Source organism: Paractinoplanes toevensis (assembly GCF_018332695.1).
Classification (GTDB): domain Bacteria; phylum Actinomycetota; class Actinomycetes; order Mycobacteriales; family Micromonosporaceae; genus Actinoplanes; species Actinoplanes toevensis.
Map to the genome: position 1 here is coordinate 48,834 of NZ_BOQN01000065.1, position 15,380 is coordinate 64,213.

Here is a 15,380-nt window from a genome sequence, read left to right on the forward strand (position 1 = left end):
GTGCGGTTTCTTGCGGCCCGTGGTGGGTTCGACCGGGTGCCTATGATCGCTGTCTGAGGGCTGCCCTATCGAAGGGTTCTGATGACTGATCCTGGGATTGACGCTAGCCGGCCCAGTAGCGCGCGGGTGTGGAACTACCTGCTGGGCGGCACCGACAACTACGCCGTCGACCAGGAGCTGGGGGAGGCGCTGCGCTCGGCCAATCCAGGGATCGCGGAGGTCGCCCAGGCCCAGCGGCGGTTCCTCGTCCAGGCGGTCACGCTCCTCGCCGGTGAGGTGGGCGTCCGGCAGTTCCTGGACATCGGTGCCGGTCTTCCGACGGCCGACAACACCCACCAGGTCGCGCAGCGCGTGGCGCCTGAGTCGCGGGTCGTCTACGTCGACAATGACCCGCTCGTGCTGGTGCACGCCCGAGGGCTGCTGACGAGTTCTTCCGAAGGCGCTACCGCGTACGTCGATTCTGACGTCGAGAATCCCGAGCGGATCCTGAGCGAGGCTGCCCGGACGCTCGACTTCGGCGAGCCGGTGCTGCTGACCATGATCGGCATCCTGGGTAACGTCGCCGACTACGCCGAAGCCCGCTCGATCGTTGAGCGGCTGCTCGATGCCGTGCCGTCGGGCAGCTACCTGGCGGTCAGCGACGGAACGAGCACCAGCGCGCAGAGCGTGGAGAGTCAGCGGGTCGCGAAGCAGAGCGGTCACCCGTACAACCTGCGCACGCCCGACGAGATCGGCGGTTATTTCCAGGGTCTGGAACTGCTCGAGCCGGGCGTGGTGCCGACCTCACTGTGGCGTCCGCAGCCGGGAACAGCACCTGAGGCTCTGGACGTGTACTGCGCGGTGGGCCGCAAGCCTTGACGCGCCACGAGGAAGACGCCGGCGCGGACGGGCTGAAGGTCGCGGGCGTTCGCTATCCTTCGGCGCTGTGATGTCGAGGGTGTTGTTCACGATGGCCTTCGCGCTGGCCATCCTCGTCTCGGTGAGCCTGCACGAGGCGGGGCACCTGCTCGCCGCGAAACGCTTCGGGATGCGGGTCACCCAATACTTCGTGGGGTACGGGCCGACGATCTTCTCGTGGCGGCGCGGCGGGACGGAGTACGGCCTCAAGGCCATCCCTCTCGGCGGATTCTGCAAGATTGTCGGGATGACCCCGGACGACGACGTCGACCCGGCCGACCAGCACCGGGCGATGTGGCGGTTCCCGGTGTGGAAGCGCACCGTCGTCATGGTCTCCGGTGTTCTGGTGCAGTTCGCCCTGGCGATCGTCACGCTCTGGTTCGCCGCCGCGTACGTCGGTGTGCCCAATCTCGATTACCCGCAGAGCGAGGCCGACCTGGCCGCGCAGCCGGCCGCGATCACGATCGGCGACTGTGTCACGCCGGACGCCGCCCGGTCCTGCACTCCTGCCGACCCGGTGGCGCCGGCCAGGGCGGCCGGGCTGCGCACCGGTGACGTGCTCACCGCCGTCAACGGAGTGCCGATCACCAACTACGGCGATCTGGTGCGGGTCGTCCGCCAGGCTCGGCCCGGGCCGGCGGAGGTGGCCTACACCCGCGACGGGCAGCCCGCCGTGGTGCGGGTCGACCTGAGTGCGGTGCGGCGCCCGCCGCTGGACAGCCCGGCCGGCCCGGTCGCGACCGTGGCCGCTCTGGGCGTCGGCCAGCACATCGCCGCCCCACCTGAGGTGACCTTCGGCCCGGCCGGCGCGGTCGGGGCGACCGCGACCTATTCCGGCTGGATGGTCGAGCAGACCTACGAGTCGGCCAAGCGGATCCCGTCGAAGATTCCGGCGCTCTGGCATTCGATCACTGGTGCGGAGCGTGACCCGAACACGCCGATCAGCGTGGTCGGGGTCAGCCTGATCGGCGGGGAGGCGGCCGCGCTGGGGCTCTGGTCGGCGGTACTGATGATCTTCATCGGGCTGAACGTCTTCATGGGCTTCTTCAATTTGCTGCCGTTGTTGCCGCTCGACGGCGGGCACATCGCCATCGCCTGGTTCGAGCGGGCCCGCTCCTGGGTCGCCGCGCGGCTGGGCCGGCCCGACCCGGGCCGGGTGGACTATCTCAAGATGATGCCGATGACCTACACGGTCATCCTGATCGGTGGCGCCTTCACGCTGCTCACGCTGACCGCCGACATCATCAACCCGATCACCATCCGGTAGGACCGCCGACTCCGCCGGCGGCTAGCAGAATCGGGGCAGGTGGTGGGATAGCTGGGCCTGCCAGGACGGCCAGTCGTGCGGTACGTCGTGCCCCCAGAGATCCAGTTCGTGGTGGATGCCCTTGGCGGTCAGCAGGTCCGCCATCCGCCGGGTCGAGGCCAGTGATCCGGTGGTGTCCTCCCACTGTCCCTGTCCGCAGACGAGCAGCAGCGACAGCCTGGAGCGCAGCCAGTCGAGATGATCGCCGTGCAGGTTCGCCGCGTACGCCATGGGGTTGTTGAAGTAGAGGGCGGTGCCCTGCTCGCCCCAGCCGCGCCAGGTCGTGGGGTCGTAGTTGCCGGAGAAGCAGAGTGCCAGCGGGAAGGTGTCGGCCCGCTTGAAGGCGAAGTTGAGGGCGTGAAACGCGCCCAGGGAGCAGCCGGTGGTCACGATCTCGGCGGTGCCACCGCTGTCGTCGCGGATGTGCGGCACCACGGCGTCGAGAATCCACGACTCGTACGCCCCGTGCCGAAGCGCGCGTTCCTCGAGGGGAAGGCCGGCGGCCGACCAGGTCCCGGCGTCGAAGGAGTCGACGCAGTAGAGCTTGACCCGGCCCGCCTCGATGAGGTCGCCGACGGCGGCCACCATGCCGTGGTCCGCGAACTCGTTCGCGTTGCCGCCCTCGGTGGGGAACACCAGAACCGGGCGACCGTAATGCCCGTAGGCGGCCACCGAGCCGCGGGCGCCCGCCGGGGACCACAGGTCTGCCGTGTAGTGCCGCATCCCGCCATCCTGCCCGCTGCCGCCGGCGTGGGCGCGATCAACGCGACCACCCGCATCGGCTCGGCGACACAAACCTTGCCCGGGACATCGATGCAGGTGATCGTGTATGCACGCGGACAGGCAGAGGGGGACGTCATGGCACGAACCAAGCACTCGCTGCGGCGACGGTTGTTCCGGTTGACCGCGGCCGTGGTCGTCGGGATGGGCCTGGTGGCCGGCACGGCCGGGCCGGCCATCGCCGCGCCGCAACCGCCAGGTGCGGAGGAGCCGACTAGCGGCGGTTTCTGTACGTACCACAACTGGGGCGGCAGGTTCTACTGCGGCACCGGCCGGGTGTGGGCGATGCCGAACCGGCTGCGGGAGCTCTTCGTGATCGGGACGGATCTCTCGGTGTGGACGCGGTGGGAGACGACGAACGGCTCCAGCGGCTGGGTCGACCTGCAGGGCGCCTGCCTGCCGGCGTACACCTTCGTGCTCCGGACGTACGCGGCCAGCCCCGCGGAGATGCGGCTGCGCTGCACCGGCACTGATTACCGCATCTGGTACAAGCACCGATACAGCTCGGGCGCCTGGACCGGCTGGAACCCGGAGTGACCCGCAGAGAGGCCCCCATGTCGTCCGACGCAACCGAACAAGCTCAGCCGCTCGACGCGCTCGCCGCGACCCTCCACCGGACCGAGATCCTGCACCGCCCCTCCTCGATCCCCGGTCGCGACTTTCAGAGCGTGGGTTTCAGGCCGCCGTCGATGGCGAAGTCGGCGCCGGTGATGTTGCCGGCGCTGTCGCCCGCCAGCAGCAACACCAGGGCGGCGACCTCGTCGGGCCGGGTGAAGCGGCCGGTGACGGCGTCGGTGGCGGCGTGCGCGGCGATGTCCTCCGCGGAACGGCCGGAAGCCTGGCTGAGGGTGGCGGCTACGCCGTCGTCGCCGAGCCACAGGGCGGTGCTGACCGGGCCGGGGCTGATCGTGTTGACCCGGATGCCCTGCGCTCCGACCTCTTTGGACAGCGCCTTGGAGAAGTTGACGAGGGCGCCCTTGGCCGCGCTGTAGTCGATGACCAACGGGTCGGGCAGCGAGGCGTTGACCGAGGCGATCGTGACGATGGAACCCGCGCCGCGGGCGAGGAGATGCGGCAGGATCGCGCGGGTCGTCCGTACGGCGGAAAGGAAGTTGATGGTCAGGGTGGTCAGCCACTGATCGTCGGTGACGGACAGGAAGCCGCTGGTCCGTGGGGTTACCGCCCCGACATTGTTGACCAGGATGTCGATTCCGCCGTAGGTGGCAACGGCCGCGGCGGCGAGCGTGGCCGGCCCGTCGGCCGCGGTGATGTCGACCTGTACGGGGTGAACCGCCAGGTCTTTCAGTTCGGGAGGGATGGTGCGGGATCCGGTGACGACGTTGGCGCCCTCGTCGGCGAGTGCCTTGGCGACGGCCAGCCCGATGCCTTTGCTGGCGCCGGTCACGACCGCGGTTTTGCCCTGGAGCATGGCGTTCCCCCTAGAGACCGTGTCGCTGGAGCCAGGCGAGCGAGGCGTCGGCCACGTCGCGCCAGCCGTGGTCGATGGTCAGCGAGTGGCCGCGATCCGGGAATTCGAGCAGGTCGGTGACCGCGTCGGAGTGCCGGTACTGCTTCAGCGTCGCGCGGGTGACCGCTTCCGGCACGGTGTGGTCCTTGCCGCCCATCACCAGCAGCAGCGGACCGCGCAGCTCGTTGGCGGTGTCCACCTTGGCCGGTGAGTACGGGTCGAAGTTCGCCGCGGCCGCCTCGAACAGCGGCTTGCCCGGTGCGGGGATCGCCCACCGGTCGAACAGCGCCCGCGACTCCTCCTCCGGGACGGCGTTGCCGAAGGCGAAGCGGAACTGCTCCGGGGTGAGCGACACGGCGCGGTGCTTGTTGGCCGGGTTCTTGAAGACCGGCAGGGTGGCCCGGAGGGCCGACAGCGGCAGCGGCAGGACGCCCTTGATCTGTGCGGCGTCGACGGCGACCGCGGCGGCGGCGAGGTCCTGGCCGAGGAGCTTCTGGGCGATCATGCCGCCGAAGGAGTGGCCGATGAGGATCGGCTTCTCGCCGAGGTCCGCGATGAGGGCCGCGTAGTGGGCGACCACGTCGTCGATGCCGCGGTCGGCGATCGACTCCGGGTTGGCCCGGGCCTCCTCGACCGTGTCCGGGTCGCCGGGCCAGCCGGGCGCGACGGTCCGGTAGCCGGCCGCGGTGAAGTACTCCTGCCAGGGCTGCCACGAGGTCGCGTGCAGCCAGAGGCCGTGGATGAAGACGATCGTCGCCATGGGCGGATGCTCCGTTCGATCGGTGTGCTGTCCTGCGCCAGCGCACCATTCGCGGACACCCGTTCGCCCCGGGGAAAGACCCCAGTCCGTCAGCCGCCGTGCGGGCCTGGGGTCAGCGCCGCGGCCAGTTGGCGCCGGGAGGTGACCCCGAGCTTCCGGAAGATCTTGTTGAGGTGGTACTCGACCGTGGATGCCGTGACGAACAGCCGGGTGGCGATCTCCGCGTTGGTGGCCCCGCCGATGGCCAGCGTCGCCACCTGCAGCTCCTGCGGCGTCAGGCGGGCACCCTCGGGCTCGGAGCGCTTGCGCGCGGACTCGCCGGTGGCCCGCAGTTCCACCCGGACGCGCTCGGCGAACGCGGCCGCACCCATGGTGGCGAACATGTCGTGCGCGGTCCGCAGTTGCTCGCGCGCGTCGGTCCGCCGGCCGCGGCGGCGCAGCCATTCGCCGTACACAAGATGGCTGCGGGCGAGGTCGGTGCGCACCTCGGTCCGGCGAAGCTGATCGATGGATTCCTGATACAGATCTTCGCCGGCGGAAACCGGGGAGAGCAGGGCTCCGGCCCGGGCCAGGAGACCGCGGGCCCACGGCGTATCCAGGATCGGCGCACGCTGCGCGAGCCGCGCGAACGCGGCCTCGGCGAGGTCACGGTCGCCGCCGCGCACACCGGCCTCGACGACGTCGGCCAGCCGCCGGTTCGCGTCGCCGCCGGGCAGGTCGTCGGCGAACACGAGCCGGGTGCTGGCCAGCGCCTCCGGATAACGGCCGAGGCTCAGCTCCAGGATCGTCAGCGCGTGCTGCACGTGGTAGTGCAGGATGCCGTAGCCGAGCTGATCCACCCACACGCGCTGGATGCGCTCGGCCGTGGCCCGGGCCTCGTCCTCGCGGCCCAGCCAGGCCAGCAGCTCGACACCGCGCTCGCCGTTCCGGGTCGGCAGGCCGAGCGCCGCGTCCAGCTCGGCGCCCTCGTTCTCGTACGCCTCGGCCTGGCCGAACCGGCCCGCCAGGATCTGCCACGACACCTCGTTGTCGAGGGTCGTCTTCAGCGCGTGCAGCGCACCGTGGTGGCGGCAGAACGCGTCCATGCGCGCGCCGGCCACCTGGTAGCCGCGGTCGTCGCACAGCTCCAGGGCGGTCCACACGCCGATCACGCCCATCGGGTCGGCGACCGCGGTCAGATCACCGGTGCACAGCTCCACGACCGCGGCCCGCAGCAGCGGCACCGCCTCGGCGTAGTCGCCGGCGATCCGGGTGGCGACGGCGTCGAGCAGCAGATCCACGGCGGTCGCCGCACCCGGTTCCGGCCGTGCGGTGCGGAGTGCGGCCCGGGCGATGTCGATCATCCGGACCCCGACCATCCGGGTCCCGGCCAGGGTGCCGATGTTCAGGGCCTCCCAGAGCATGCCCCGGACCGTACGGTCGTCCAGCGTGCCGTAGGCGGTCACCGCATCGAGCAGGATCGCCGGTGACCGCCCGACCACGCCGCCGCTGAACAGGTGCACCGCGGCCCGGGTGCGTTGCCCGGCCGCCCGCAGCGCCGGCTCGGTGAGACCGGGCGTGGCCTGGTCGAGCCGCCGCGCGGCCGAGGCGTTGTCGCCGGTTCGCAGATAGGGCCCGGTGGCGGCGAGGAACCGCAGGGCACGTCGCTGCGGGTCCTGGGTCAGCTCCGCCGCCCGGGACAGGAACGCGGCCTCGGCGGCGTAACCACCCCGGCCGCGGGCCCGCTCGGCCGCGTGTTCCAGCTCGTCGGCCACGCCGTCGTCGAGCCCGGCGACCGATTCGGCCAGCTGCCAGGCCCGGCGTTCGGGGTGGTGGTCCCGGTCGGTGGCCGCGCCGAGCGCGGCGTGCACGGCCCGCCGGTCGGCCGGCGTCGCGGCGTTGTAGATGGCGGACCGGATGAGCGGGTGGCGGATCGCGTACTCCCGCCCGGGCAGCAGGATGCCGGCCGAGATGGCGGCGTCGAGCGCGGCCGGGTCGAGGCCGAGCCGCTCGGCGGCGCGCCAGAGCACCGCCTGGTCGTCGCCCGGTGCCGCCGCGACCAGCAGCAGGAGCAGCCGGGTCGGCGCCGGCATGTCGAGCACCTGCCCGGCGAAGTGCGCTTCCAGGCTCCGGCCGATCGGCAGCAGCTCCGGCAGCACCGACGCGCCGGTCAGCTGCTCGTGCGACAGGGCGCCGGTGGTCTCGATCAGGGCGAGCGGGTTGCCGCCGGTCTCCGCGACGATCCGGGTCGCGACCTGTGGGTTCAGCTGGCCCGGGGTCAGCGACGTCACGAGGTCGAGGGCGTCGTCGTCGCCCAGCCCGGCCAGCGCGTGCGTGCGCAGCCCGCGCAGCGCCGCGACCGCGCCGGGTTCGTCCCGGATGCCGACGAGCAGGCCGATGCCGTCGGCACCGAGCCGCCGGCCGACGAACGCGAGGGCGGTCAGGGACTCCTGGTCCAGCCAGTGCGCGTCATCGACCAGGCACATCAGCGGTGCGTCGGCGGCGACGTCGGCCAGCAGCGTGAGCGCGGCCAGCCCGACCAGGAACAGGTCCGGTGGATCCCCGGCGGCCAGCCCCAGCGCGGTCTCCAGGGCGACACGCTGGGGTTTCGGCAGCCGTTCGAGGCGATCGAGGAACGGCCGCAGCAGCCGATGCAGCCCGGCGAAGCTCAGGTGCGTCTCCGCCTCGGCGCCCGACGTCCGCGCGATCCGCGGCACGTCCTCGCCGCCGGGCACGGCGTCCACCGCGTACTCCAGCAGGCGGGTCTTGCCGATGCCGGCCTCACCGACGATGACCAGCGCGGAGCTGCGTCCGTCCCGGACGTCTGCCACGAAAGAGTCCAGGAGCTGGCGTTCGTCTCGTCGACCGCGCAGCGGTTCGGCTGCGGACATGGCAGGAATCGTAGTTCAGGACGCGATCGGGGCCGGCGCCTCCGCGTAGCGGGTGCTCAGCCGGCGGTAGGGCCGGCTGCGCAGCGCGGCGGTCGTCGCGATCAGCCCGATCACCCCGGTCAATACGAAGACCAGAGCCAGGCCGCGCTCGGCGCCGGTGCCGAACCAGCCGCCGATCGTTCGCGCGCCGGCGCCGTCGGTCATGAACGGGATGAAGACGAACTGCGCGACCGGCGAGATCAGGAACGCGGTCAGCGGCGACGCGGCCTGCTCGACGCTCTGCGCGAAGCCGAAGACTCGGCCCTGCCGCTCGTAGGGGACGACCTTCTGCAGGATGGTCTGCTCAGCCGCCTCGGCGTACGGCGCGAGGGTCATGTACACGAACAGGCCCGCGCAGAGCAGCACCACCGACGAGCGCAGCGGGAACAACACGGTCACCGCCCAGAGCACCAGGTTGATCGCCAGGAGTACGCGGACCGGGTTGGCGCTCAGCCCGGTGCGGGCGATCATCAGGCCGCCCAGGATGAAACCGGTGCTGAGCAGACCCCACAACAAACCCCAGACCTGGACCGAGACCAGCGACAAGCCGTACGCGTCGAGCAGTGCCATGAAAATGCCGCCGAGCAGGTTGTTGAACGCCGAGAACACGATCAGTGCGGGCAGGCCGGGCACCGACCGGACGAGCGCGATCGTGCCCCGGAGGTCGACCTGGCGCTTCTGCGTGGCGTCCCGGGCCGGCTCGGGCAGCGACACGAAACTCAGGTGCAGCAGCGCGCCGCCGAGCACGACCAGGGCGAGCACCAGCACCCAGGTCATCCCGCCGAACGCCACGAGCAGGCCGCTGATCACCGAGGTGACCAGGATCGACGTGCCCGAGGCGGTGCCGACCAGGCCGTTCGCACGGTCTCGCGACCCCGGCTCGATCAGCACCGTGACCAGCGTGGAGAGCGCGATGGCCCGTGGGTTGCTCGCGATCACGCCGAGCATCAGCAGCACCACCATGCCCCAGAGCACGGGACTGGCCGGGTCGGTGAACTCGGCGCGGGGCGTGGCCAGGTAGACGGCGAGAGCCCCCGCATACAGGATCGTCGAGATCAGCGCCGACGCCTGGAGCACCGTTTTCTTCGGGAAGTGGTCGACGAGACTGCCGAACCAGATGCCGGTGAGCGCGGTCATCACCAGGAAAATGCCGGAGATGACGCCGGTGGCGAACACCGAACGCGTCTCCAGATAGACGTAGAAGGTGATCGCGAACCAGACGGTGAAGTTCATGACCGAGACGAGCAGGGTGTTGAGCAGGACCTGGTAGAAAGCCGTTCGGTTGCCCTCGATCACGCTCACCGTCAATGGTCCTTCTTGATGACGAAGTAGGAGCCGCGGATGGTGCCGGCCAGCTTCGACTTCTGCCGGGCGAACTTGAACGACTCGAGTTCCGCGGGGAGCTCCATGCCGTCGGAGAGCTTGAAGCCGACCGCCCGCTTGCCGCCGTCGTCGACCGTGTACATCACGTTGATCGACAGGCCGTTCTGATAGAAGACGTACGCCATCCGGATGTTCTCGACCTGGAACTCGGTCGCCTCGAGCGGGGGCGAGGAGATGACCAGGCCGCGTTCCTCCTCGAGGATGCCGCTCACCCAGTCGACGGCCGATTTCGCGTCACCGGCGGGCTCGACCGTGAAGACGTGGCCGTACTTGTTCTTGAAGTACCGGGCCTCGTTCGCCCGCAGGCCGGCCAGCGCCTCCGCGACCGGCGACGACTCCAGCCCGACGGTGGATACGGTCTCGAAGTCGACGACGTAGGCCATGGCGAGTTCCTCCGCGTGATGTGGGTGCTCGCAGCGAAGGTTACAAGGATCCGTCCTGATCCGGGCGCTGTCGATGCGCATTGACATGCGGCGATGCGTCGGTCAGGATCCTTTACGGAACCGGCGTACGCGCTGGGTAGGTCTTTCTCGGGCGGCTTGGGCACCGCTCATCAACCCCTGTATCGCGGTGTGATGCCGCTGTGCCCTCCGGGAGAGACAGCATATGACCAGAAGAGTGGTTCTTGTCGTGATGGCGATGCTTGCCGGCATCGTCGGATTCGGTTTCGGGGGCGGGACGGCTTCCGCGGCCGTCGGCTCCAGCGTTGCCGTCGGCTACGCCCATACGTGTGCCATTCCGGCGGACGGGTCCCTGTGGTGCTGGGGTGGAAACTACAGCGGGCAGCTCGGGGACGGCACCACCACCGGGCGGGTCGCCCCGGCCCGGGTCGGCGACGCCACCAACTGGGCTCGGATCGAGGCCGGGACCAGCTACAACTGCGCGATCCGGGCGGACGGGTCGCTGTGGTGCTGGGGCAGCAACAGCCGCGGGCAGCTGGGCGACGGCAGCACCACCCGGCGGGCCGCTCCGGTTCGGGTCGGCGACGCCACCAGCTGGGCCCAGGTCAGTGCCGGGGACAGCCACACCTGCGCCGTACGGACCGACGGCACCCTCTGGTGCTGGGGCTTCAACCGGTTCGGGCAGCTGGGCACCGGTAACTCGAACTATTACGAGACCGCGCCGGTCCGGGTCGGCGCCGCCAGCAACTGGGCGAGCGTGACGACGGGCTACGCGCACACCTGCGCGGTTCGCACCGACGGCACCCTGTGGTGCTGGGGCGACAGCTCGGCCGGGCAGCTCGGTCTCGGCTACCTGGGCTACTCGATCACTCCGGCGCAGGTCGGAACGGCCACCACCTGGGCCGGCGTGACGGCCGGGTACACCTTCACCTGCGCGACCCGCAGCAACGCGACCCTGTGGTGCTTCGGCGAGAACGGGTACGGGCAGCTCGGCGTCAGCGGCACCTACCAGGCCTCGCCGGTGCAGGTCGGGGCGGGAACCAGCTGGGCCGGCGTCACCGCGGGCCAGGACACCGCCTGCGGGACCGGCACCGACGGCAGCCTGTGGTGCTGGGGCAACAACATGGCCGGTCAGGTGGGCGACGGCAGCACCACCGCCCGCTACGCGCCGACCCGGGTCGGCACCGCCACCACCTGGACGAACAGCGTGGCGACCTTCTATCACACCTGCGCGGTGCAGACCGGCGGCAGCGTGTGGTGCTGGGGCAACAACGCCAACGGCCAACTGGGCGACGGCAGCACCACCCAGCAGCCGGCCCCGGTGCGGGTAAATCTGTAGAGGAGGGGCGGTGACCGGGCCACCCCGCCCGGTCACCGTCCGTCGTGCGCGATCCGGGTCAGCTGGGGCCACAGCAGAACCAGGAAGACCGCCGAACCGGCGAAGGCGAACCAGAACGGCGCGGCCACCCCCCAATGCGTGGCCAGCGTGCCGCCGATCGCCGAGCCGACCACCAGGCCGCCGAAGACGCCGATCGTGTTGACGCTGCCCACCCGGCCCTGCAGCTCGGTCGGGACGGCCCGCTGCCGTACGGTCACCGAGGTGGTGCCCCAGATGAAGGCGTGCGCGCCGAAGACGAAGAACACCAGCATCGCCACCCATGGCGTCGTCGTCACGGCCAGCGTCAGGTGGGTCAGGGTCTCGATGATCAGGCCGATCCGCATCACGTTGCCGAGGCTGACCCGCGCGGTGATCCAGCCGTACAGACCGGTCCCGAGCAGCCCACCCACCGCCGACACCGTGGTGAGCAGCCCGAACCCGGTCGGTCCCAGGCCCAGCTGGTCGGTCGCGTAGATCACCAGCACGGCCCACGCCGCCCCGAAGGTCACATTGAAGATCAAAATCGTCAGGACCAGGGTGCGTACGGCGGGATGGCGCACCGTCCACGCGAGACCCTCACGGATGTCCCGCAGCGCGGGGGACGCCTCCCGGGGCGTGGCGGGCGGCAGCTTGACCCGGGCCACCAGCAGCACCCCGGCGAAGACCAGGAGAGCCTGCCCGACGAACGGCCAGGCATAGCCGGCCGCGAACAGGAAGGCCCCGAGCGGCGGCCCGGCCAGCTGGTTCAGGGTCAGGAAGCCGAACTGCATGCGGGCGTTCGCGAGGGCGAGGTCGTCGCGGTGCACGAGCATCGGCGCGAGGGTGGAGCCGGTGTTGTCGGCGTACACCTCGGCCGTCGCGAGCAGGCCCAGGGCGACCAGGGCCCCGGCCGCGGTCAACTCGTCGAGGGCCAGCGCGACGACCATCGCGGCGAGCACGACGACCCGGCTGCCGTCGGCCAGGATGATGATCCGGCGCCGGTCGTGGCGGTCCGACAGGACGCCGGCGTGCAGGCCGAAGAGCAGCGGCGGCAGCCAGCGCAGCAGCGCCGCCATCGAGATCAGGAACGGGTCGTCGGTGAGCGCCGCCACCAGCAGCGGCCCGGCCGCGATCGCGACGCCGTCCCCGAAGTTGGAGGTCCACGACGAGGCGAGCAGCCACCGGAAAGAGGTTCCGAGCCGGGTCGGAAGAACACGTTCGGCCACGGTAGTCACCGCGAGACTCTATGCACACCACCGGCCCGCCGCGACGCATTTATCCGGGGCGATGGGTCAGGCGTCGTCCTTCTCGCGGTTCCCGTGCAGCTTGTTGATGCCGGCGTTGCTGCTGCCGTTCGCCGGGGTCTCGGACGTCGGCGGCTCGTCGGTCTGGAACTTTCCGGTCTCCTTGGAGCCGGTGATGAACGTGTCGCCGTGGGCGCCGGCGTTCTCCATGACAATGTTCTCGTGCTCCACCTGGTCACTCATAACCCTGGGTTACCCGGGAAATCAGCCTTGAAGCCAGTGCAGCACCGCCAGCACCCGGCGGTTGTCGTGGCCCTGCTGTTCCAGGCCGAGCTTCTTGAAGATGCTCAGGATGTGCTTCTCGACCGTCTTCTGGCTCAGGAAGAGGGCCTCGGCGACGCCGTTGTTGGAGCGGCCCTCGGCCATGTGTTGCAGCACCTTGCGTTCCTGGCCGGAGAGCAGGTCGAGGGGGCGTTGCCGGCTCGGGCGGTCCATCAGCCGCTGCACGATCTCGGGATCGATCGCGGTCTGGCCGCCGGCCACCCGGCGCAGCGCGTCCTCGAGCACCTCGACCCGGCCCACCCGGTCCTTGACGAGGTAGCCGACCCCGGTCGCGCCACCTTCGAGCAGACGCACGGCGTACGCCGTCTCGGCGTACGCGGAAAGCAGCAGGATGCCCACCCGGGGGTGCCGGCGCCGGATGCTCTCGGCCGCGTGCAGGCCCTCGGCGCCGTGCGCCGAGAGGCGAATGTCCATGATCACCACGTCGGGCGGGTCGTCGGCGATGCCGGCGAGGAGTTCCCGTTCGTCGCTCGCCTGGTGGGTGACCTCGATGCCGAGCTCGCGCAGCAGCGCGGCCAGCCCCTCCCGGAACAGAACCGTGTCGTCGGTGAGGGCTACTCGCATGGGATCCGCACCGTGACCGTCGTGCCGTCACCGCCGGTGGCGATGGTCATGGCGCCGCGCAGCGTCTCGACCCGGTCGCGCAGGCCGGCCAGGCCGGAACCGCGGTCGAAGTTCGCGCCGCCGCGGCCGTCGTCGGTGACCCGGGCGACCACGGTGTCGTCGCGCAGCGTCACCCGCACCTCGGCGTGGCCGGCCTCGGCGTGCCGGATGACGTTGGTGAGGGCCTCGCAGATGACGAAGTAGAGGGTCTCCTCGATCGGCTCGGGCAGCCGGTCGGCGGTGACGTCGAGGGTGACCGGGATGGTCAGCCGGTCGGCGACTCCTTCCAGCGCGGGCTGCAGGCCCATCTCGCCGAGCACCGCCGGGTGGATGCCGCGGGCCAGGTTGCGCAGCTCGGCGAGGGCCTCGTCGAGGTCGTTGCCGGCCGTCTCGATGGCGGCGCTCGGATCCCGGCCGCGCTGTGCCCGGTGCCGGGCCAGGCTGAGGCTGCTCATCACCCGCAGCAGCAGCTGCTGAGCGCCGTCGTGCAGGTTGCGCTCGATCCGGCGGCGCTCGGCCAGCCCGGCCTCGGCGATCCGCCGCCGGGACGCCTGCACCTGGGCGAGCTGGGCGGCCAGGTCGTCGCGGAGCAGGCCATTTTCCAGCACCAGGCCGCCCGCGACGGCCGCGCTGCGCACCAGGTCGGAGCGGCGGCGCAGGGTCGGGTCGACGAGCAGGACGGCCAGCGTGCGGCCGTCGCCGGACGGCATCGGCACCCGCCACCGGGCCATCTCACCGGCGGTCAGTGGGTAGCCCTCGCAGGTCACGTAGTGCGACGGGCTGGCCTGCACGGCGAGCATCATGGTCGGGTCGCCGAGCACCTCGCGCAGTGCGGCCTGCACATCCTTCAACGAGGTGCAGTCGGCGAGCCGCACCATCAGGTCGGCCACGCTCGATCGGGCGAGGCGGCGCTGGGTGAGGCTGATCAGAAAGGCGATCGGGGCGATCAGCGCGGTCAGGGCGGTGATCGTGCGCAGCGCGTCGGTGACCGGCTTGGACAGGTGGAACAGCTGCGCGGCGATGTAGAAGCTGCCGAGGAAACCGATCGCGATGCCGGCTGCGGTGGCGGGCAGGCTGTCGGCGCGTTCCAGGCCCCGGCTGCGGCGGATCTTCAACAGCAGCAACACGACCAGCACCAGGGCCAGCACGATGATGCCGATCTTGAAGACGGCGCTCGCGGCGTCGAACAGGCCGCGGTTCGGCGCGATCGTCAGCCACCATGCGTGCTCGTTCCAGCCCGCCCACTCCGGTTCCGAGACGGCCGCGATGAACAGCTTCACCCCGACGATCCAGATGGCGAAGTAGACGAAGTACGCCCGTTCGTAGCGCCGGCTGAGCACCGGCTCCGGATAACGCAGCAGGGCGAGGCCGCCGACCGCGAACCACCAGTACCCGAACAGGAACGAGATCAGCGGGGCCGGGCCGATCTCCCACTCCGGCGGCCAGGTCCACCACCAGGAGGCCTCGTAGCAGAACGCGGCCACGATCATCGCCCAGCCGGTGCGGCCGGTGCTGCGGTCCCAGAGCAGCAGAACACCGCTGGCCGCGAACGAGGTGACCACGAAAACGTAGATCGTGCCGAGCGCGAACTCCGCCGACCAGGTCGGAATCCAGGAGAGTACGGCGGTGATCGCCGCGATCAGGGAAACGACGGTTATCACACGGACCGGCGATTTTCCCTGCACCGACACATCGTGGCAGCAGCGTCTATATGTGCCAAGGCGACGACTGGGGGTTTTCCCTGCTACTGCCGACGGATGGTGGCAAATAAGGTTGAGGCATAAACCCATTCACGGTCATTTCCGGTACGGCCGGTGACCTGGAGTGGGGGCGAAGCGGACCGTGACGGTGGCGGCCGGAGCGGTCTCGCGGCCGGCGCGGGAGCGGCAACTCGCGCCGGCCGCCCGCCTTCCCGGCAACTCCGCGCTGT

14 protein-coding genes are annotated in these 15,380 nt (G+C 70.6%); 4 read left to right on the forward strand and 10 right to left on the reverse strand.

Going from position 1 to position 15,380, the window contains the following annotated elements; genetic code table 11:
* The first annotated feature begins 81 nt into the window (after positions 1-81).
* Both Ato02nite_RS25210 and Ato02nite_RS25215 read left to right on the forward strand, forming a co-directional pair.
* Positions 82-858: an SAM-dependent methyltransferase gene (locus Ato02nite_RS25210; protein ID WP_213009084.1), complete on the forward strand. Its 777-nt coding sequence runs from the start codon at positions 82-84 to the stop codon at positions 856-858.
* 70 nt (positions 859-928) lie between these two features.
* Positions 929-2,164 carry a M50 family metallopeptidase gene (locus Ato02nite_RS25215; protein WP_213009143.1) on the forward strand — a complete coding sequence of 412 codons (1,236 nt, stop codon included), beginning with the start codon at positions 929-931 and terminating at the stop codon, positions 2,162-2,164.
* Positions 2,165-2,185: 21 nt separating this feature from the next.
* Here the strand turns inward: Ato02nite_RS25215 and Ato02nite_RS25220 are convergent, their stop codons facing one another.
* The gene (locus tag Ato02nite_RS25220; RefSeq protein WP_213009085.1) at positions 2,186-2,926 is read right to left on the reverse strand and encodes an esterase family protein; all 741 of its coding nucleotides are present in this window, start codon (positions 2,924-2,926) and stop codon (positions 2,186-2,188) included.
* A 135-nt stretch (positions 2,927-3,061) separates the two neighbouring features.
* On the opposite strand from Ato02nite_RS25220, the gene Ato02nite_RS25225 reads away from it, so the two are divergent.
* Positions 3,062-3,520 carry a PLL family lectin gene (locus Ato02nite_RS25225; RefSeq protein ID WP_213009086.1) on the forward strand — a complete coding sequence of 153 codons (459 nt, stop codon included), beginning with the start codon at positions 3,062-3,064 and terminating at the stop codon, positions 3,518-3,520.
* A 124-nt stretch (positions 3,521-3,644) separates the two neighbouring features.
* Here Ato02nite_RS25225 and Ato02nite_RS25230 read toward each other — a convergent pair whose 3' ends face one another.
* From Ato02nite_RS25230 to Ato02nite_RS25250, 5 genes are all read right to left on the reverse strand, one after another.
* Entirely contained in the window at positions 3,645-4,412 is a 768-nt protein-coding gene (locus Ato02nite_RS25230) for an oxidoreductase (protein ID WP_213009087.1), read from the reverse strand.
* Positions 4,413-4,422: 10 nt separating this feature from the next.
* Complete coding sequence (locus tag Ato02nite_RS25235; protein ID WP_213009088.1) at positions 4,423-5,211, reverse strand: alpha/beta hydrolase; 789 nt, start codon at positions 5,209-5,211, stop codon at positions 4,423-4,425.
* Between the two features lie 89 nt (positions 5,212-5,300).
* A complete protein-coding gene (locus Ato02nite_RS25240) occupies positions 5,301-8,081 on the reverse strand; it encodes a helix-turn-helix transcriptional regulator (RefSeq protein ID WP_213009089.1) in 2,781 nt (926 codons plus the stop codon).
* Between the two features lie 15 nt (positions 8,082-8,096).
* Complete coding sequence (locus Ato02nite_RS25245; RefSeq protein WP_213009090.1) at positions 8,097-9,422, reverse strand: MFS transporter; 1,326 nt, start codon at positions 9,420-9,422, stop codon at positions 8,097-8,099.
* Between the two features lie 2 nt (positions 9,423-9,424).
* On the reverse strand, positions 9,425-9,886 hold the full coding sequence (locus Ato02nite_RS25250) for a DUF8821 family protein (RefSeq protein WP_213009091.1): 462 nt from the start codon (positions 9,884-9,886) through the stop codon (positions 9,425-9,427).
* Positions 9,887-10,109: 223 nt separating this feature from the next.
* On the opposite strand from Ato02nite_RS25250, the gene Ato02nite_RS25255 reads away from it, so the two are divergent.
* Positions 10,110-11,243, forward strand: a complete 1,134-nt coding sequence (locus Ato02nite_RS25255) for an RCC1 domain-containing protein (protein ID WP_213009092.1) — start codon at positions 10,110-10,112, stop codon at positions 11,241-11,243.
* Positions 11,244-11,275: 32 nt separating this feature from the next.
* Here Ato02nite_RS25255 and Ato02nite_RS25260 read toward each other — a convergent pair whose 3' ends face one another.
* From Ato02nite_RS25260 to Ato02nite_RS25275, 4 genes are read right to left on the reverse strand one after another with little or no spacing between them, the layout of a single operon-like run.
* Positions 11,276-12,496 (reverse strand): MFS transporter, encoded by a 1,221-nt coding sequence (locus Ato02nite_RS25260; RefSeq protein WP_213009093.1) that lies wholly within the window; start codon positions 12,494-12,496, stop codon positions 11,276-11,278.
* A gap of 57 nt (positions 12,497-12,553) precedes the next feature.
* Positions 12,554-12,748 carry a hypothetical protein gene (locus Ato02nite_RS25265; RefSeq protein ID WP_213009147.1) on the reverse strand — a complete coding sequence of 65 codons (195 nt, stop codon included), beginning with the start codon at positions 12,746-12,748 and terminating at the stop codon, positions 12,554-12,556.
* A gap of 21 nt (positions 12,749-12,769) precedes the next feature.
* A complete protein-coding gene (locus Ato02nite_RS25270; RefSeq protein WP_213009094.1) occupies positions 12,770-13,411 on the reverse strand; it encodes a response regulator transcription factor in 642 nt (213 codons plus the stop codon).
* Entirely contained in the window at positions 13,402-15,111 is a 1,710-nt protein-coding gene (locus Ato02nite_RS25275) for a sensor histidine kinase (protein ID WP_213009095.1), read from the reverse strand. The genes Ato02nite_RS25270 and Ato02nite_RS25275 overlap by 10 nt, the downstream gene beginning before the upstream one ends.
* Between the last annotated feature and the right edge of the window lie 269 nt (positions 15,112-15,380).

Excerpts from the sequence above, each read along its gene's own strand:
- Ato02nite_RS25210 (WP_213009084.1), top strand. The coding sequence starts at position 82 with ATGACTGATCCTGGGATTGACGCTAGCCGGCCCAGTAGCGCGCGGGTG.
- Ato02nite_RS25215 (WP_213009143.1), top strand. The coding sequence starts at position 929 with ATGTCGAGGGTGTTGTTCACGATGGCCTTCGCGCTGGCCATCCTCGTC.
- Ato02nite_RS25220 (WP_213009085.1), bottom strand. The coding sequence starts at position 2,926 with ATGCGGCACTACACGGCAGACCTGTGGTCCCCGGCGGGCGCCCGCGGC.
- Ato02nite_RS25225 (WP_213009086.1), top strand. The coding sequence starts at position 3,062 with ATGGCACGAACCAAGCACTCGCTGCGGCGACGGTTGTTCCGGTTGACC.
- Ato02nite_RS25230 (WP_213009087.1), bottom strand. The coding sequence starts at position 4,412 with ATGCTCCAGGGCAAAACCGCGGTCGTGACCGGCGCCAGCAAAGGCATC.
- Ato02nite_RS25235 (WP_213009088.1), bottom strand. The coding sequence starts at position 5,211 with ATGGCGACGATCGTCTTCATCCACGGCCTCTGGCTGCACGCGACCTCG.
- Ato02nite_RS25240 (WP_213009089.1), bottom strand. The coding sequence starts at position 8,081 with ATGTCCGCAGCCGAACCGCTGCGCGGTCGACGAGACGAACGCCAGCTC.
- Ato02nite_RS25250 (WP_213009091.1), bottom strand. The coding sequence starts at position 9,886 with ATGGCCTACGTCGTCGACTTCGAGACCGTATCCACCGTCGGGCTGGAG.
- Ato02nite_RS25255 (WP_213009092.1), top strand. The coding sequence starts at position 10,110 with ATGACCAGAAGAGTGGTTCTTGTCGTGATGGCGATGCTTGCCGGCATC.
- Ato02nite_RS25265 (WP_213009147.1), bottom strand. The coding sequence starts at position 12,748 with ATGAGTGACCAGGTGGAGCACGAGAACATTGTCATGGAGAACGCCGGC.
- Ato02nite_RS25270 (WP_213009094.1), bottom strand. The coding sequence starts at position 13,411 with ATGCGAGTAGCCCTCACCGACGACACGGTTCTGTTCCGGGAGGGGCTG.